This window comes from Salegentibacter profundi, assembly GCF_054121475.1.
Genome location: NZ_JBSYGG010000009.1, coordinates 72,800 through 89,112 on the forward strand (window position 1 = coordinate 72,800; position 16,313 = coordinate 89,112).

15 protein-coding genes are annotated in these 16,313 nt (G+C 39.3%); 11 read left to right on the plus strand and 4 right to left on the minus strand.

The features are described 5' to 3' along the window. Positions 1 to 40: 40 nt before the first annotated feature. Together ACW6NC_RS11920 and ACW6NC_RS11925 are read right to left on the minus strand one after the other, a co-directional pair. Entirely contained in the window at positions 41 to 910 is an 870-nt protein-coding gene (locus ACW6NC_RS11920) for a helix-turn-helix domain-containing protein (protein WP_457866314.1), read from the minus strand. Position 911: 1 nt separating this feature from the next. Continuing rightward, the gene (locus ACW6NC_RS11925) at positions 912 to 1,298 is read right to left on the minus strand and encodes a DUF7793 family protein (RefSeq protein ID WP_457866316.1); all 387 of its coding nucleotides are present in this window, start codon (positions 1,296 to 1,298) and stop codon (positions 912 to 914) included. Between the two features lie 233 nt (positions 1,299 to 1,531). Between ACW6NC_RS11925 and ACW6NC_RS11930 the strand changes: the two genes are divergently transcribed. The 9 genes from ACW6NC_RS11930 to ACW6NC_RS11970 all read left to right on the plus strand — a co-directional run bounded on the left by ACW6NC_RS11930 (position 1,532) and on the right by ACW6NC_RS11970 (position 10,072). Beyond that, on the plus strand, positions 1,532 to 1,972 hold the full coding sequence (locus ACW6NC_RS11930) for a hypothetical protein (protein ID WP_457866318.1): 441 nt from the start codon (positions 1,532 to 1,534) through the stop codon (positions 1,970 to 1,972). Between the two features lie 255 nt (positions 1,973 to 2,227). Further along, a complete protein-coding gene (locus tag ACW6NC_RS11935) occupies positions 2,228 to 3,316 on the plus strand; it encodes a hypothetical protein (RefSeq protein WP_457866319.1) in 1,089 nt (362 codons plus the stop codon). 144 nt (positions 3,317 to 3,460) lie between these two features. Then, positions 3,461 to 3,748 carry a hypothetical protein gene (locus ACW6NC_RS11940; RefSeq protein WP_457866321.1) on the plus strand — a complete coding sequence of 96 codons (288 nt, stop codon included), beginning with the start codon at positions 3,461 to 3,463 and terminating at the stop codon, positions 3,746 to 3,748. 270 nt (positions 3,749 to 4,018) lie between these two features. Then, positions 4,019 to 6,418, plus strand: a complete 2,400-nt coding sequence (locus ACW6NC_RS11945) for a TraG family conjugative transposon ATPase (protein WP_457866322.1) — start codon at positions 4,019 to 4,021, stop codon at positions 6,416 to 6,418. Next, the gene (locus ACW6NC_RS11950; protein ID WP_457866324.1) at positions 6,415 to 6,984 is read left to right on the plus strand and encodes a conjugal transfer protein; all 570 of its coding nucleotides are present in this window, start codon (positions 6,415 to 6,417) and stop codon (positions 6,982 to 6,984) included. The genes ACW6NC_RS11945 and ACW6NC_RS11950 overlap by 4 nt, the downstream gene beginning before the upstream one ends. Before the next feature lies 1 nt (position 6,985). Continuing rightward, positions 6,986 to 7,801: a hypothetical protein gene (locus ACW6NC_RS11955; protein ID WP_457866326.1), complete on the plus strand. Its 816-nt coding sequence runs from the start codon at positions 6,986 to 6,988 to the stop codon at positions 7,799 to 7,801. Positions 7,802 to 7,810: 9 nt separating this feature from the next. Next, the gene (locus ACW6NC_RS11960; protein WP_457866327.1) at positions 7,811 to 8,425 is read left to right on the plus strand and encodes a conjugal transfer protein TraK; all 615 of its coding nucleotides are present in this window, start codon (positions 7,811 to 7,813) and stop codon (positions 8,423 to 8,425) included. Next, positions 8,412 to 9,281, plus strand: a complete 870-nt coding sequence (traM, locus tag ACW6NC_RS11965; protein ID WP_457866328.1) for a conjugative transposon protein TraM — start codon at positions 8,412 to 8,414, stop codon at positions 9,279 to 9,281. Before ACW6NC_RS11960 ends, traM begins: the two co-directional genes overlap by 14 nt. Then, the gene (locus tag ACW6NC_RS11970; RefSeq protein WP_457866330.1) at positions 9,278 to 10,072 is read left to right on the plus strand and encodes a DUF4138 domain-containing protein; all 795 of its coding nucleotides are present in this window, start codon (positions 9,278 to 9,280) and stop codon (positions 10,070 to 10,072) included. The genes traM and ACW6NC_RS11970 overlap by 4 nt, the downstream gene beginning before the upstream one ends. Positions 10,073 to 10,087: 15 nt before the next feature. On the opposite strand, the gene ACW6NC_RS11975 is transcribed toward ACW6NC_RS11970, so the two are convergent. Continuing rightward, positions 10,088 to 11,614 carry a type IV secretory system conjugative DNA transfer family protein gene (locus tag ACW6NC_RS11975; RefSeq protein ID WP_457866331.1) on the minus strand — a complete coding sequence of 509 codons (1,527 nt, stop codon included), beginning with the start codon at positions 11,612 to 11,614 and terminating at the stop codon, positions 10,088 to 10,090. 456 nt (positions 11,615 to 12,070) lie between these two features. Here ACW6NC_RS11975 and ACW6NC_RS11980 point away from each other — a divergent pair, with 456 nt between their 5' ends. Both ACW6NC_RS11980 and ACW6NC_RS11985 read left to right on the plus strand, forming a co-directional pair. Continuing rightward, positions 12,071 to 13,315 carry an NAD(P)/FAD-dependent oxidoreductase gene (locus ACW6NC_RS11980; protein ID WP_457866333.1) on the plus strand — a complete coding sequence of 415 codons (1,245 nt, stop codon included), beginning with the start codon at positions 12,071 to 12,073 and terminating at the stop codon, positions 13,313 to 13,315. Between the two features lie 263 nt (positions 13,316 to 13,578). Beyond that, positions 13,579 to 14,340 carry a DeoR/GlpR family DNA-binding transcription regulator gene (locus ACW6NC_RS11985; RefSeq protein WP_457866334.1) on the plus strand — a complete coding sequence of 254 codons (762 nt, stop codon included), beginning with the start codon at positions 13,579 to 13,581 and terminating at the stop codon, positions 14,338 to 14,340. A 304-nt stretch (positions 14,341 to 14,644) separates the two neighbouring features. On the opposite strand, the gene ACW6NC_RS11990 is transcribed toward ACW6NC_RS11985, so the two are convergent. Further along, positions 14,645 to 16,309 carry a sulfatase family protein gene (locus tag ACW6NC_RS11990; protein WP_457866336.1) on the minus strand — a complete coding sequence of 555 codons (1,665 nt, stop codon included), beginning with the start codon at positions 16,307 to 16,309 and terminating at the stop codon, positions 14,645 to 14,647. Positions 16,310 to 16,313 lie beyond the last annotated feature (4 nt).

Consider the following 16,313-nt stretch of genomic DNA (forward strand, 5'->3'; position numbering starts at 1 on the left):
ATTTGATTATTAAACTGGAACATTTTACCAAGGGGAAGGATTATCTCGTTTTGGAAGGGTTTACGCCAAAATGTTTTTTAAAGGCTCTTGAGAAGTGTGAAATACTTTTAAAACCACATTGATCTGCTATTGCCATAATGGTTTCATCATTATCTGAAATCAGGTCACGTGCTTTTTCCAGTCGCTTTTCACGGTGGAATTTTGCGATCGTGGTCCCGTACATTAATTTAAATCCTCTTTTAAGTAAGGTAGGGTTTGTATTCAGGTTTATCGCGATTTCGGCAATAGGAGGTAAGGGGGAATCTAGGTTATCTAAGAGGTAATGGAGCAGACGATCAATAAGATGTTTGTTTTTGGAAATATTAAAAAGTGTTTTTTCCTTTTGAGCTTCTTTTTGCAAATTCTTTTTATCCCAAGCGCTAAAACTGACCGTTTTCACCGCAGAAAGTATATAAATATCATCGGTATTTTTTGTCAGCTTTGTCACCTTTGAATTCATACCGGTAATTAAATCTCCCTCTATAATGAAGTTAAGATTCAACGGTGATTCAAAGTTCTCAGACTTGATGCTTTCGTCTAACGCCCTGAGGGAGGGATTATCGATAATGGAAGGAATTTTGGATGGCTGGGCGGAATTCCTCATAGCTTTAAAATCAGTATTAAAGTCGAGGATATTCAATTCCCTATCAAAGAAAATGATAAGGTGGTTGAGGTATGTGTTGTTAGTTTCCGCTGAAAGTCCGGGATAAGCATATTTAAGTTGATCTGCAAGCATATTTAATAGCGCTGCGATAGTAAGGTATTGGTCATTAAGCTTACTGATATTTATTCTTTTCTCATAGTTGCCCTTGGCAAGAGCAGTGATCAGGCCTGCTATTTGATCTAATTGTTTGTCACTTGAAAAATACATATTAATGGGCCTTTGGATAATTCTTTAAAAAAGTCAACGCTTTTAATTTGTCTTGGAAAACCTGGGTAGGAATTTTTGGCAGGCTGGTATGGAGGTAGAATTCGGCGGTAAATTTAGAATGGGGGTAGGAAACTAATAGGGCAACGGCTGTGGCCTGATCAGAACCTTCTTTAGCCAGGTAATCCATAGCTTGTTTATCTGCCTGAATTACCTGTCGAAGGTCACAGAGAATAGGGTAGGACTTATTGTTCTGAATAGAGAGACGAAGTCTGAAAAGCTTTTTTGCAATGCTGAGATTCAGGTTTTCAATTGGGGCATAAGCGAAGTATAGGATACCATTTTCAATCCAGACTTCAGCAAATTTATTTTGAGCCCTCTTAATTAACATTGTTGAAATTGCTAAAGGATAGTGTAATTTAAGAATTTCGATTTTATTTAAATAAAAATGATTTTAACCATACGTCCATTTTAGTTTTAACCAGTGAAGAATGTCATGTTAATTTTTGTCTTTAAAGAGCAATATTTTACTATTAAGGTCATTTGGAAGATTTTGTATTTCCCTGGAAGGACTGACTTGGAAAAAATTATTTAGTTTAATGCTGAAAATCTAATGTTGGGGCTATGGCTAAGATCAAACACAACAATCCACTAGACACGATAGATGAAATTATTCAGGATGCCACCGATGAAGGTTTACTTCATCTACATGCAGATGATAAGGAATTTGAAGGTAGGTATATCAGTATAAATGGAAGAAAGTTATTTCAATTCGGCACGACCAGTTATTTAGGGCTGGGACATGATCCCCGGTTAAAGGAAGCTGCAATAGCCGCTATCAAAAACTACGGAACCCAATTCCCACTTTCGAAAACCTATATTAGTCATCCTCTTTATTCCGAATTGGAATCCTTACTTGAAAAAATTTACAAGGCACCCATTATAATTACTAAAAACAGTACGCTTGGTCATCTGGCCGTCATTCCAACTGCGGTCCGAGATAAAGATGCTATAATTTTAGATCACCAGGTACACTGGAGTGTTCAGAATGCGGCCCAGATTTAAATTAATCGTAGTCCGGTTCATATACCGAAAATAATTCCTGGATTCTTTCAAGCTTTGATATCAGAAAGTCAAACCAGAAGGATCCTGTTGCATAAAAAGAAATAACCGTAACAGGATCCTTTATTAAAAATTTCAGATGATGTCATTTACGGTATCATTAAAAAGAGAGCACCGGGAAATGAGCAAAACTTCCGTTAAAGGGGCCGGTCATCCTAACGTTTTTTCCGGGGCTAGTACAAAAAAATAATTTAAGTCATGAAAATAGCCACCTGGAACATCGAAAATATATATTACAGGCATATTGACCTGTTAAAGAAGGATTGGACCCGGAGCTTGCAAATGTGGATCCGGGAATTTGAAAGAATCTTAAGCACGGAAAATAAGTCGGATAAACAAATCTGCCGGTTAAGGGAGCTCTCATTTCTAATGGGAATCAACAGAGTTACTTCCCGGCCTTATGCTCGAATGTTACGATGGGGTGGGCAAGAATTTATAAAATCATTCCAGCGAAAAACCTTCTCGGGGATGGATGGTAACTTTAACGACCAGGATTGGACCAGCGTTCAGAATTCCGCCCTCGATCATACTGCAATTGTTCACAAAGTCAGATTGATCAGGGAAGAAAACCCGGATATATTAATTCTCCAACAAGTAGAAAACAGGGAGCATTTAAAGGATTTGGTAGACAATTATCTTCCTGACCATAGATATTCCGGGGTATATCATTTTAATACTAATACCACAAAGGATTTAGGTTTTGGCCTCATATTAAGGGACCATGTTCGTTTGAAGTCTTTTCAAACCTATCTGGATCAAAAAGAGGGTCTTTTCAATGTATTTGAGAACGATCTTCAGCGCTATGAACTGCAGACTTCCTTCGGTCCCCTCCTTATATATAATACAGATTTCACTTCTCATTTCGAGAAGAAGTCTCAGACCTTTAGAGCAAGGGAAAACCAGGCTAGTCAGATTGCAAGATCTTTGGAAATGGAGAACCCCGAAATTCCAGTGATGTTTTTCGGATGTCTGCAGGCACCAAGGTATTGCGATTCACTAAAACCAATTACGCAATTACGGGGATACACCTCAATTTTTAAACATTCGGGATTTCGTAGTGAAAGGGATAGCAGTTACCAATCCCTGGGAGCTTATACCCGTGGGGTGAACTTGCAACAAACCATGTATGCCATTGTGAACTCCTGCTGTTTTTCCCGGATCGAGGCTTCAGGTATCAATAGAAAAGGCGTATATAGTGAAGAAAACAGGTTATTTTCTTATGAAACTATCCAGGAGAAAAAGAATCAGGCAAGTAGTCATCCCTTGCTTTGGTTGCGAATTTCGTAATTCTACTGAAATAATTTCTTAAAATTTAATTTTAATAAAAGAATCCATAAAAATGCGGCTGAAGTTGGGTTAAAGCCACCTAGTTTTTAGTCTAAACATCTGATATTCAGATAAATTTCTTCTCAGAACCAAAAATTAAATCTGATGAAGAAATTAAACTATCTCACACTTTTTTTGTCCCTGAAGGCTATCCCACTATTTGCACAAATTGGTGGGATAGAAACTTCTGTAGCTGATATGGCCGATACGGTAAGAGCAGTTTTCCCCATTCTCCTTGGAGTGATCTTTTTGATTGGCTTTCTTTTTAATGCTGGTCATTTTTTTGGAGAAAACAGCGATATGAAGAAAGGTATAACCCGGGTTTTAGTCTTCGTGCTTATTGCCGGGGCTGTTGTAGGTATTTTTACTTATCTCATAGGCATTGTAGTATAATGGCAGCTTTTGAAATATACCGTCATATACGCCAGAAAGCTTTGATTTTTGGATTAACCATTAATCTCTTTGCTCTTCAAATGCTCGCGCTTCTTTTGAGTTTACTGATTCTGATCTTTTCCTTTAGGCTGGATCTGCTTGTAGTTTTACCATTGCTGAACACTGGTCTTTACCTGGTCTTAAGATACTTCTTAACTCATTCCAGATTAAATGGATTCTCTTCACATCATCAAAGGGTTTATTCCGGTAAAAAAATAACAGGTATTTATTATGAAGAAAATTAATTTAAATGCTCAGCCTCCATTGTGTTATATCAATGGAAATTTCGCAATATCTTCCAATGGGAATATTATGATGGGCTATCAGTTGGACCTTCCGGAGATCTTTGGCCTTGATGAGAAAAATTTTGAGGAACTGTTTGAAACCTGGTTTCAGGCCTTTAAGGTTTTTAATCCTGGGATCATTATCCAACGGATCGATCGGTTCGAAAAAACGCCCTTCCATTTTAATGACCCAGGAAAGGCTACGACCTATCTCTCAGAGGCGACGGAAAAATATTTTACCGGCAGGAGCTATTTGAAACAAACCAGTTACCTGTTTTTTATTCAGCCAGGCCCTGGCCAATTTCCGGTTGACCGATGGAAGAATCCTTTCAAGACCCTATCCATTAAAGAAGTTGAAAACCTTCAAGAAGGTGCCGAAAGCTTTAAAGAGAGCGTAAAAGATTGCGAGTTATTCTTGAATAATTCCGGGCCAATGAAACTCCGCCCATTTTCCTTGCTTAACTGGCAAACCTTTACAAAAGCTTATTTCAACCTATTTCAGAAAAACCCTACTGATGTGGAATCCGGAAAAGGATTTGTAAAAGTGGGCCAGAAAAACTTAAGGTCAGTCATTATTAACAATGAAAAGTGCTTTAATGGTCCGGTTAAAACCCATAAGTCGAATGCTTCATTTAGTACACATGATTTTAGTTTTCCCCAGGGATTTTTAGATGGACTAGGGCTAAAAGCTTTTTTCGATCATATGCTTATCCAGTGCATATTTCTGGATTCCAATCGTCTTTGGATGAAGTCTTTGGAAAAGCAAAGGGAAGCTCTGAAGAAAAGTGTCCGTTTTGGAAGTTTAAACCAGGTCAACCTGGAACGCGTTGAAGACCTTATGCAAAGGATTAACAGGGATGACCAGGCGCGAATTGTAAGAGGACATATGCAGGTTATTTTATGGGAGGATTCCCGGCAGGCCCTTCAAAAGAATATTTCCCAGATAAACAGTGCTTTTAGAGCTTTGGATATCGAAGCCTATCTTCCCGGACCTTCGGAAAACATGAGATACTTTATCACCGGCTATCCTGGAAATCTCAATAGTCTGGAAACCGAGGATTTTTACATTACCGATCTTAAGCATTGCTTATGCCTGTATATGAATTCCGGTAATTTTAAGGAGGATCCCTCCGGCATATATTTTAATGACCGTCTTGAAAATATACCGATCCGCAAAGACCTCTGGGATGAAGAAAAGAAACGGATTAAAGCAAGGAACTTTGCCATTTTTGCACCTACCGGTGAGGGAAAATCTTTTTTAGCTAACAATATACTAAGGCAATTTTTTGAGTCAGGAACCCGCCTGGTGATCATTGATCTGGGGGGATCCTATGGAAAACTCGCCCGGCTTTATCCGAAGGATCATATTATAATCAGGTATCAGCACGGTGAGCCATTGGGTATTAACCCTTTCTATTTTATTCAGGGTGATCCCACTCCGGATCAGTTGGAAGAACTCGCTGATTTTTTATTTGAATTAACGGCCTGGAAAAGACCGGTTTCCAAATCTCATAAGGTATTACTCAAAAAGATTTTGCAGGAATTCTATGAGCGTGAAAATGAAGCTGATCTCGAGAAATTTTACAACTACCTGTTAGCCATAAAGAAGGATCATGGCTCGATCTACCAGGGAGATCACCACCTGAATCTGGAGCAATTTATTCTCCAGTTATCCGAATATACCGGTCAGGGGTTATATCGTTTTTTGTTTTCGCAGGAAGACCAACAGGAGCGCTTCAGACTGGAAGATAAGCGGTTTATCATTTTTGAACTTGATGAAGTCAAGGACAACCAGGAGCTTCTTGCCGTGATGCTGAAGCTTATAAAAACAGCGGTGCAAAAAAGTATTTGGCAGAACCCTGGAGAGCGCGGGGTGATCCTGTTTGATGAATTTGCCAAGCAATTAAAGTTCGGAGATGTCCTGGAAAGTGTCGAATTTTATTACCAGGCCATAAGGAAGCAAAACGCTGCCATTGGGATCGTTCTTCAATCGATCAATCAATTGCCCGAAGACTCGGTGGCCGCAAGTATCCTGGAGAATACTCAGATAATTTACAGCCTGAGAAATGAAAAAGGTTATGATCTTTTAGTCAGAAGATTGCATCTGAGTAAGCATGATCACCAACTGCTCAGGACCATTCGAAATAACCTGGTGGGATCCAGAAAATATACCGAGGTCTTCATCAAGATCGGGAGTCAAAGCAATATCTATCGTCTCGAAGTCCCTCCAGAGGTTTATGCCGCTTATCTGACTGATGGAAAAGACCATCAACAAATTTTAGAACTCCATAAACGATCCGGAAATATGGAGAAAGCCATTGAACAATTTTTAAATCAACAATCATGAAAACAACACTAACGTTTATTTTATTGGTTACTCTTGGAATTTCATCCATGCGGTCCCAGGGGATGCCTGTGTATGACAACACCAATTTCATAGCCCTGGGTAAATCCCTAATAGAGTCTGCCAAGCAGACTTCAGAACTTCTTAAAACCGTAAAGTTCCTCAAGGAACAAAAGGAAAAAGTCGAGCAGGTCAATTCAGTATTAAAGCAACTTAAGATGGTAAGGGAGATTACCCAGAACAATCAAGAGCTATTTGATATGGTTCGGGATGATCTGGCCGAAATTATCAATTCCCCTTTCATTAAGGCCGATGAAGTCGATAAGGTATCGGATTCCTTTAATAGTCTGATCGAAATTGCGCTTGAAGATTTAAACTTTATGCAGGGTATTCTAACCAGCAACTTTTTAAATATGACCGATGCCGAGCGAATCCTTCTATTAGAGGAACAGAAGATCAGGTCTCGTCAGATGGTCGATGAACTTAAAAGGAAAAAAAGGCGCTATGATCAGGTCATAGAATTCAGAAAAGTACATCAGAAAATCAATCAAAGGGAAACCGGTTATTAGGATGGATCTTGGACTGGAATATATCGACTCAATTTATACGACCATCAAGGAGGCAAAGTTCTCCCAGTACACTATTACTGGGATCAAGATCTTGGCCGTGGTACTCTTTTTGGTTAATATAATTATGAAATACCTGGAGGGCGCTGTAGAACGGGAGGGAGAAACCTGGGGGCTTTCTCCAGCGGATTTGATTAAGAACCTGGCTATCGTTCTGCTGGTCATTTATTCCACCCAAATTCTTTCCGCCTTTGACCAGCTCCTTGTTGCCATAGAGGCGGGATTTGTAGATACTGCGCCGGCTCTTGTTCCCTTACAACTCCAGGATATTGAAATCGAGCAGGATACCGGGTTCCTGGAGGCCGGGGGTAAAGCCCTGGGTATATTATATGAATACCTTGTTACCCCTTTTTATCCCATGAAGCTTGTGGCCTTTATCATCGGTCTATTTCTTTGGATACTGGACTTGTTTATATACCCCTTATTTCTGGCAGAGCGGTTTTTTATTCTCGGCCTGATGCAGGTGTTCTTTCCTCTTATTATGAGCCTTTCGGTATTTGAAAAATTCAGGCAAACCGGTTATAATTTCTTTAAGACCTATGCAGCGGTATATATGATCGTACCTGCTTTTTTCCTGGTTAATATCTTTATCAATACTCTTTACAGGGCTATCAATGCAGAATTCTGGCCAAATTTAACCGGCGAGGAACCCGGAGTGCTCGAACCGGTTCTGGAATTAGGTTCGATTGCTTTTATCGTCCTTTTGAAGTTCAAATTATATAAAAGGGCCATCACTTTTACCTTTAAACTATTTCAATAATCAAATACTATGCTACCTTATAAAAACATTTTTGAGAGCCTGAGGATCAATCGGTTGATTACCATCTGTATGGTAGGCTCAGCCACACTGATATCCCTTTTTTCGCTTTATCAGGTCAGGGAAGTTCATAAAGAAGCACTCAATAAAGCCTTCGTGATCGATGCTAAGGGAGCTGTACTTCCGTTAAAGGAGGTATATCATAAACGATATTTAGAGGTTGAATCCAGGGCACACCTGGAACGCTTTCTTTTACTTTTCTATGAGCTAAACAGTATCAATTATAGAGAGCGATTGAGTAAGGCCTTATGGCTTGGAGATCATTCCGTGGATCAGTTATATAAACAAAAAAAGGAGGATGGTCTTTATAATAGAATCCTTCAGTATTCTTTGATACAAGAGATTGAGAATTCGGATTTCAGGGTGACTCTAGAAGAGGGTAAAATTCTTTTTACTGCAGTCCTTATTTTAAAGATCAGTCGCGGAGAAAATATTGATCGGTACCATTTAACGGTAACCGGTAAGTTGATTCAGGTCGATAGGAAATTCCCTGAAAATCCACATGGACTTTTGATTACGGATTATTATGAAAAACAATTAAAAAAAGTAACTGATGAGGATAGATAAGAAGAAGGTTGTGTTTGGTGGGGTAATCATATGTGTAATAGGCTTCATTGTCCTGTATTCCCTCTATGTGTTTGGAACGGAGAAACAACCGAAGGAAACCTTTAAAAACCCCGAACTGCCGTTATTAGAGGTCACTGAAAAGGAGTATGAATCAAAACTGGAAGCCATTGATGACATCGAACCCGAAAAGCAGCGCCGAATTCCAGAATTGTATGAACCACCGCAGAAGGAGGAGCTGGAACGGGAAAATAAGTTATATCAGGAAGAGGAAATGGAATATTGGAAGGCTGATAGTAGCCAGAAGATCATCCAGCGTGCCATTGAGGATTCCCTCATTACTTTGAAAACAGAGGACCCAAAGAGGAAAGAAGTGTTTGAGGACCTTTCAGACGGCCACACAGAATTCTTTCTAGGAGCAAAAGTTGCGGAAACGCAAAATGGGCTGGTTCTTAAAAGCCGGGTCTATGGAAACCAGGTTATCAAAACGGGAATGCGCATTATTCTTGAATTAATGGAAGGGGTTATGATGGGGAATCAAAAAATTCCAAAAAAGACCCTGGTTTATGGGCAGGTGTCCATGCAGCAAAACAGAGTGATGGTAACGGTGGAAAGGATAGGGGCGTTTGAGGTAAGCCTTGAAGCTTTTGATCTTCAGGATAAGCAAAAAGGGATATACATTGAAAACAGTTTCCGGGTTGAGGCTTCCAACCAGCTAGTCGGGGATCTTGTAAATGACATCAATATCAGTGGAATTCCTCAGGTCAGAGGCCTGAGGAATATCTTCAGGCGGAATAATCGTAATATAAAAGTTCTTGTTTTAAATAATTATCAACTGCTATTAAAATCAAAATCATGAAAACGCTCTTAACACTATTGTTCTTCTGTATGACTTCTTTGATGAGCGCACAAGAATATGCTAAGCTTTATGGGAATAACCGCGAAAATGTCGCCGTTATATTTTCTGAGCCTATCCGTCAGGCAATTGTGGGAAATGATAATTTTGCTTTTGGTTACAGCCAGGAGAATCCTCATAGGCTTGGACTATTAAAAGCCCAACCGGGAAGGGATAGTAACCTACTGGTCATTACTACAGATAACCGGCTCTACACCTTTCATCTAAAATATGCGGATAGTCTTCATACCTGGAATTACTTTATCCAAGCCAGTTCAGGAAAAAGATTGAAAAAGGCAGATAGCCTTGAATTAAAAGATAAAAAGCCTGGGGGTGATCATACTAAATTTGAAAAGATGGCCGGACAATTGCTTCAATCCCCCTATAGAACATTGCAATACAAAAGGTCTGATGGTATCCGGCTTGCCGTAAATAAAGTATTATTTTACAGTGATTATCTGATCCTTATCATGGAACTTGAAAATCAGTCCCCCATAATATTTGAACCTGGAAAGCTCAGGGTTTTTGCAGAATTAGGTAATCAAAAAAAGAAAGCTTCTTATCAAAAAAGGAGTCTTGTCCCCTGGTATATTTCTGAGATCGATCCTTCAATTTTAACGGATCAAAAGGAGCGATTTGTCGTGATATTACCCAAGTATATTCCCGGCAAAAACCATCGCTTGTCCGTGGAGATCCAGGAGAAAACCACTTCTAGAACAATCCGGTTAAAAATAAGAAAATCATTATTTAAATAGATTTTAAGGATTAACTTAGTCTTTGTCATTATTTAAAAGTGGTCTTTCTAATACCGGCCTGGACTGCTCAAATACAACCGGGTAGGCTTTTCCGTCGGCATAACAAACAAACTCCCCTGGTTTTAACCTGAAAAAAAGGTCTGCCCTTATTTGTGAAACTTCTCTTTTACTGCGCGTTATTCTGGCGTCAAAATCCAGATTTAATCCCTCACTTATACTGATGTTTTCTTTTTCGATCAGTTCAAAGAAGCGTTCAAAGTATTTAGCGGTGAGAGGGTCATTGACCTTTCCAAAAAATTGATACGATAAATTACTTAAAATTGCCCTGCTCGCCTTTTCACCATAGATCAGATCTATTTGGGAGCGATCCTGCATGACATAGACGGTACAAATATTAAAACTACGCAGGGTTGCTGGAACCCGGTGCATATGCAGTAACCTAATGGTAGGAGCTTCCTCCATTAATAGAAAGGAGGGACAACGCTTGCGAACACTCATTTGCTTGATTATCGTATGGATGATGGAAGATATTACCGGGGTATATGCGGTCTCAAACTTTGGGTTATTCACTATACAGACCACTGCAGGGTTTTCCGGATTATTAATATCTAGAGGGATTTCATCCTTTGAGAGGACATCGAAGATCCTCGAGGAAGTTATTTTCTTGAAGGCATTGGACAGGGTACTTCTGGCAGCGGCGGTTTGCCGCTCGGATTCCAAACCATTGATGTAGGCAGCAGCCATGTTCCGGGAGATGGGATCGGAGATAAGATAGTCGGCCAGGCCTTTGTTATCCATTTTCTGGTAATAATTAATCAGATAAGGAAGGTTACAATTCTGAGGATCTTCAGTTTTAAGCTTCCAGATCATACCACCTATTATGCCTTCGGCCACATCATGAAAGAACCGTAGCGTTCCGGAGGCTACAATGTCTCTTTGTTCTGTGAGGTTAATCAAAAGAACACGAGCCATTTCATTGACACTTTCCTGATCGCTCATATAATGGGGCGCAATAGGATTTACCCGGTGAATACACTTATCGAAGGAGATAATGTAGAAAGGTAGCTCTCCGGATTTAAAAAGTGGATAGGCAAGTTCAGTGAGTTCAAAATCTTTATAATCATGGATTAGCCCTGAAAAGGAATGTTTTCTAAAATGCTGCAAGGTATTGTAAACCACCGATTGTGTTTTTCCACTGCCTGCAGCACCGATCACAGAAATCCCTTTTCTTATATTTTCCAAGTTTAAATTTCTGTTTTGCAACTTGAGTTTTAAATTAAAGGTATGGTCGGTAATTGGGGGATGTGGTTCAGGTACGAATGCGAATAGTAAAATATTGATACCCGAGGCCGGTAAGGCTATTTTTAACCATAATTCGTAAAGGCTCACCTGAGCAGGGAGGTATCCAGCAAGGATCCAGCATACATAGGCAATAAAAAGTAGGTTCCACCAGAATCCCTGTCGGGAAAAGTAGATCACAAGGCCAAGTAAAAGGCTCTGACAGAGGTGGAAAACCATCCATATGTAAAAAGACTCCAGCATTATGGGATTGATGATTATTTAACCAGGGTTACATCTTGTTAGAAAATTCAGTGAATCTAACAGTGGCCTGTAGGTTTGATTTAATTTACACATCAATAATTCGAGGTCATCATGAACCTCCAACGGATAGAAAGTCAAATTGAAATAATTGGAGAAAGTCTAAAACCAATTAAGTAACTTAAAGATAATAAATTAGAAATAAATGGACGAAGGTCCGGCGAAAAAATGCTGAGAGTTTCTTAGCTTTTCGATGATACTTATTTTTTCTAGGTTTTGAAACTTGAAACCAACCTCTACATTAAATCCATTTTGAAGTTAAATTTAAGATAAGGTATGTTTGTTAAGCCATATAGAAATTGCTCTTAAAGGAAAGATGCCTGCTCGACAGTGGCCAAACTAGGGGCTGAGCTATAGGATTAGAATAATTTTTTTAAATTCACGAAAAGACTCAAACATATGAAAAGAGTAATAGTAATTGGTGGAGGAATTATTGGACTCTCTTCAGCCTATTATCTTATAAAAGAAGGTTATGCAGTTACTGTAATAGAAAAAGAAGACCTTACCAAAGGAGCATCGAATATTAATGCAGGTTTCATCGCACCCAGTCATATACTATCTCTGGCATCTCCAGGAATGATAAACAAAGGATTAAAAATGATGTGGAATAAATCCAGCCCATTTTATATCAAACCAAGGTGGGATCTGGAATTTTTTGAGTGGGCCTGGAAATTTAAAAAATCTGCAACACCCCCAAGGGTAGAGCGATCCATTCCTATCCTAAAAGAGATGCTTTCCAAAAGCCAATTCCTTTATGAAGAATTACTCAAATCAGTTGGCCTGGAGACCCATTATGAAAAAAAAGGGCTTTTATCGGTATATACTACTGAAAAATCAGCCAGGGAAGAAATAGAGAAAGCAAAAAAACTACAAATGGAAGGAATTCAAGTGGATATTCTCTCACGCCAGGAGATCCTGGATTTACAGCCTTCCCTATCAGATCACATCACTGGGGCTGTTCATTATGTAAATAACTCGCATTCCACGCCAAATCAGTTTATGAAAAACTTTTACAGTTGGTTGCTCGATCAGGGGGTCGAATTTAAACTTGAGGAAGAAGTAACAGGAATAAAGACTGAAAAGGATAGGGTTGTGGGAGTGCAAACATCAAAAGCATTTTATTCCGGTGAAGAATTCCTTTTGTGCGCAGGAACATGGACCTCGGATTTAGCGAAGAAACTAAACTTAAATATTATTTTACAGGGCGGGAAAGGATACAGTATTGATGCATTTAAATCCAACGGGATAAGTATTCCTACTATCTTAAGTGAAGCAAAAGTAGCCGTAACACCTATGAAGGGTTTTACGCGTTTTGCTGGAACCATGGAGTTTTCCGGTCAGAATGAAATTATACGGTCTGAAAGGGTATCCGCCATTAGAAAGGCCGCTAAAACTTATTATAAAGACGTAGAGATTAGCGATAAGGAGATGAGCAATGCTCGCTCAGGGCTTCGGCCTGTGTCTCCTGATGGATTACCTTATATTGGCAGGCCTAATAAATACGCAAATATGACCATTGCCACTGGTCATGCGATGATTGGTTGGAGCCTGGGCCCCATCACCGGGAAATTAGTCAGTCAAATTATAGCCTCGAAAAGACCCAATGTTAAGCTGGAACCCTTCTCTTTGGAAAGAAGGTTTTAATGAATTTACCCAACTTCCTTTTTCTTCCCTTTTACTTTTAAGGTAATTTTTCAATTGTTTATACGCCTTTGACTCTTCTTTTTATAGTTTTCCAAGGCCGGTAGCAGAAAAATAGTTCCATCCTTACGGGCCTGATTACCTTATTTCTAAACCTAGATCCTAGATAATTATACAAGTAAGCCGAATTCCTTAATTTGGTTTATTAAGGGATTTTATTGTATTTTGTATGATAATCAAAGCATATACCCACCAAAAAAACTTGGATGAACACAGTTGAAAGGCATCAGGTAATTATTGAAAAAGTTCAAAAAGACGGGCAGGTAAAAGTCCAGGATCTCTGTGATGAATTTGACGTGTCCTCGGTCACTGTTAGGAAGGATCTGAAGTTTTTGGAAGAAAAAGGTATGCTTTACCGCATGCATGGCGGCGCTACCCTGACCAATCCCTATGCAACGGACAGGCATTTAAGTGAGAAAGAAAAAATCCATTTTTCAGAAAAGATGGGAATAGGGGAAGTAGCTGCGAGTATGGTTACTGCAAATGATTCTATTCTTATTGCTTCGGGGACCACAGTATTATCCTTGGCCAAGCATATTAAACCTCAGGAAAACTTAACGGTGATTACTTCAGCATTAAATGTGGCCCTTGAATTAAATCAACATTTGGAAATCGATGTTATTCAGCTGGGAGGAATCCTTCGAAAAAGATCTTCTTCAGTAACCGGCATGTATGCCGAGAATAATCTTTCGGATTTTTCCTGTTCCAAACTTTTTCTTGGGGTAGACGGGATTGATCTAGAATTCGGACTTACCACGGCAAATGTTATGGAAGCACGTCTCAACCGAGAAATGATTAAAGTGTCTCAGAAAACCATTGTCCTTGCCGATTCGACCAAATTTGGAAAAAGAGGTTTTGGAAGAATATGTGGGTTCGAGAGTATAGATGAGATCATCACCGATACCGGGATCTCTGATTTTACCCGTGAAACGCTGGAAGAATACGGCATTAAAGTCACCGTTGTTTAGCAATAACTTTCTTGAAGGTAATTAAGCGGTATAAAAGATTACCGGTAAATTAATTATAAAATACCCGTTTGATTTATCATAAGGTCTTTGGCTGGTTTTTTAAGTTCCAAGGCCTAGCATCCCCACTGGTATTATGAATAAATTTTTGGGTTACTTCTTAAGCTAATCCTGCTTTGAAAACCCTTCCTCGAGATTTAAATCGCAGGCATTATTCCAGGACATTTCAGATAGGGTATTAAAAAAATATCGGGAGGTTTACTTCCCGATATTTTCTGCTTAAATCAATTTTTGGATTCGCTCCGATTTACTTTTTATCCTTATTATATAATTCGATATAATAGTTGTCCAATTCCTCAGAGTCTTTATACTTTTTTCTAATTTCTTTTAATTTCTCCTTCATCATTTCTCTTACCTCGGCATATTCAGGGTCATGGTAAACATTATTCATTTCCTGGGGATCTTCGTATTGATCATACAGTTCCCACTCATCGATATCATAGTAAAAATGAATTAGTTTATACCGTTTGGTCGCAATACCATAATGACGTTTAACCGCATGGATTCCAGGATATTCATAATAGTGGTAATAAACTGCATCTCGGTCCCAGGCTTCTTTCTCACCTTTTAAAAGGGGAACGAGACTTTTCCCTTGCATATCTTCGGGAGCATCGATGCTGGCCATCTCTAGAAAGGTCTGTGCAAAATCAAGGTTTTGTACCATTTCATCTTCAGTGGTTCCCGGGGTTATTTCATTGGGCCATTTGATCAAAAGAGGCGTTTTAAAGGATTCATTATACATGAAACGCTTATCAAACCAACCATGTTCTCCCAGATAAAAGCCCTGATCTGAAGTATAGACCACTACTGTATTTTTGTCAAGATCCTTTTTCTCCAGGTAATCCATTAAACGGCCCACATTTTCATCCACCCCGGCAATAGTGGCCAGGTAATCCTGCATATATCGCTGATATTTATAGGCCATAAGTGTAGAATCATTCATAGTAGGATACCTTTGTTCGAAATCCTCAGATATGGGATTATAAACCTTCTCCCAGGCCTTTCTTTGCTCCTCAGTCATCCGTTTTACCGGGGTATTTTTCATATAGGGTTCCTTAATGCCTAACTTCCTTAGGGTCGTGGTATCTATTTTATTATCATAGCCCAGAGTCATATGTTTCCTGATATTCATTTCAGCAGTTCTCGCTGCTGTGCTATAAGGATTCATATTCACTCTTTTATTGAGTTCATTACCGGTATTTCTTCCCGTTGGATTTCTTTTGTAATTATCATAAAGTGTGGCCGGTAGTTCATACTTGTTTTGAGTGAATTCCTTATAATGTCTTTCAGCAGGAATCCAGGAACGATGAGGCGCTTTATGAAGATACATTAACATAAATGGCTTTTCGGGATCCCTTTTTTGCTCAAGCCAGTCTATGGTTAGGTCAGTGATGATATCAGTGACATGGCCTTCAATAATGGTATCGCCTTCTTTGGTAATAAACCGGGGATTGTAATAACTTCCCTGGCCTGGCAATATTTTAAATTCATCGACTCCCTTGGGGTTGTTTCCAAAATGGAGTTTACCGAACATCGCAGTTTGATAACCGGCCTGCTGGAAGAGTTGGGGGAAAGTTACATTGGTGGTGTCAAAGGGCCTTCTGTTATCGATCTTACCATTTAGATGGGAATGCTTGCCAGTTAGGATCACCGCTCTCGATGGAGCGCATATGGAATTGGTCACACTGGCATTGGTAAATAAAATTCCTTCTTCGGCTATTCTATCAATATTCGGCGTTTTGATCAGCGTACTATCATAGGCGCTTATCGCCTGATAGGCGTGATCATCGGACATTATAAAAACGATATTGGGTCTTTCTTTTTTTTGTTCATCCTGCTTATCAGAATGCTGAGCGACAAGACTTGTAGCACAAAACAGGAGAAGAAAAAAGGAAATATTTATTCTTATCATAACA

Coding starts and splice junctions, on each gene's coding strand:
- traM (WP_457866328.1), top strand. CDS start 8,412: ATGAGGATAGATAAGAAGAAGGTTGTGTTTGGTGGGGTAATCATATGT.
- ACW6NC_RS11990 (WP_457866336.1), bottom strand. CDS start 16,309: ATGATAAGAATAAATATTTCCTTTTTTCTTCTCCTGTTTTGTGCTACA.
- ACW6NC_RS11950 (WP_457866324.1), top strand. CDS start 6,415: ATGAAAACAACACTAACGTTTATTTTATTGGTTACTCTTGGAATTTCA.
- ACW6NC_RS11960 (WP_457866327.1), top strand. CDS start 7,811: ATGCTACCTTATAAAAACATTTTTGAGAGCCTGAGGATCAATCGGTTG.
- ACW6NC_RS11985 (WP_457866334.1), top strand. CDS start 13,579: ATGAACACAGTTGAAAGGCATCAGGTAATTATTGAAAAAGTTCAAAAA.
- ACW6NC_RS11955 (WP_457866326.1), top strand. CDS start 6,986: ATGGATCTTGGACTGGAATATATCGACTCAATTTATACGACCATCAAG.
- ACW6NC_RS11935 (WP_457866319.1), top strand. CDS start 2,228: ATGAAAATAGCCACCTGGAACATCGAAAATATATATTACAGGCATATT.
- ACW6NC_RS11940 (WP_457866321.1), top strand. CDS start 3,461: ATGAAGAAATTAAACTATCTCACACTTTTTTTGTCCCTGAAGGCTATC.
- ACW6NC_RS11945 (WP_457866322.1), top strand. CDS start 4,019: ATGAAGAAAATTAATTTAAATGCTCAGCCTCCATTGTGTTATATCAAT.
- ACW6NC_RS11930 (WP_457866318.1), top strand. CDS start 1,532: ATGGCTAAGATCAAACACAACAATCCACTAGACACGATAGATGAAATT.
- ACW6NC_RS11970 (WP_457866330.1), top strand. CDS start 9,278: ATGAAAACGCTCTTAACACTATTGTTCTTCTGTATGACTTCTTTGATG.
- ACW6NC_RS11980 (WP_457866333.1), top strand. CDS start 12,071: ATGAAAAGAGTAATAGTAATTGGTGGAGGAATTATTGGACTCTCTTCA.
- ACW6NC_RS11925 (WP_457866316.1), bottom strand. CDS start 1,298: ATGTTAATTAAGAGGGCTCAAAATAAATTTGCTGAAGTCTGGATTGAA.
- ACW6NC_RS11975 (WP_457866331.1), bottom strand. CDS start 11,614: ATGCTGGAGTCTTTTTACATATGGATGGTTTTCCACCTCTGTCAGAGC.
- ACW6NC_RS11920 (WP_457866314.1), bottom strand. CDS start 910: ATGTATTTTTCAAGTGACAAACAATTAGATCAAATAGCAGGCCTGATC.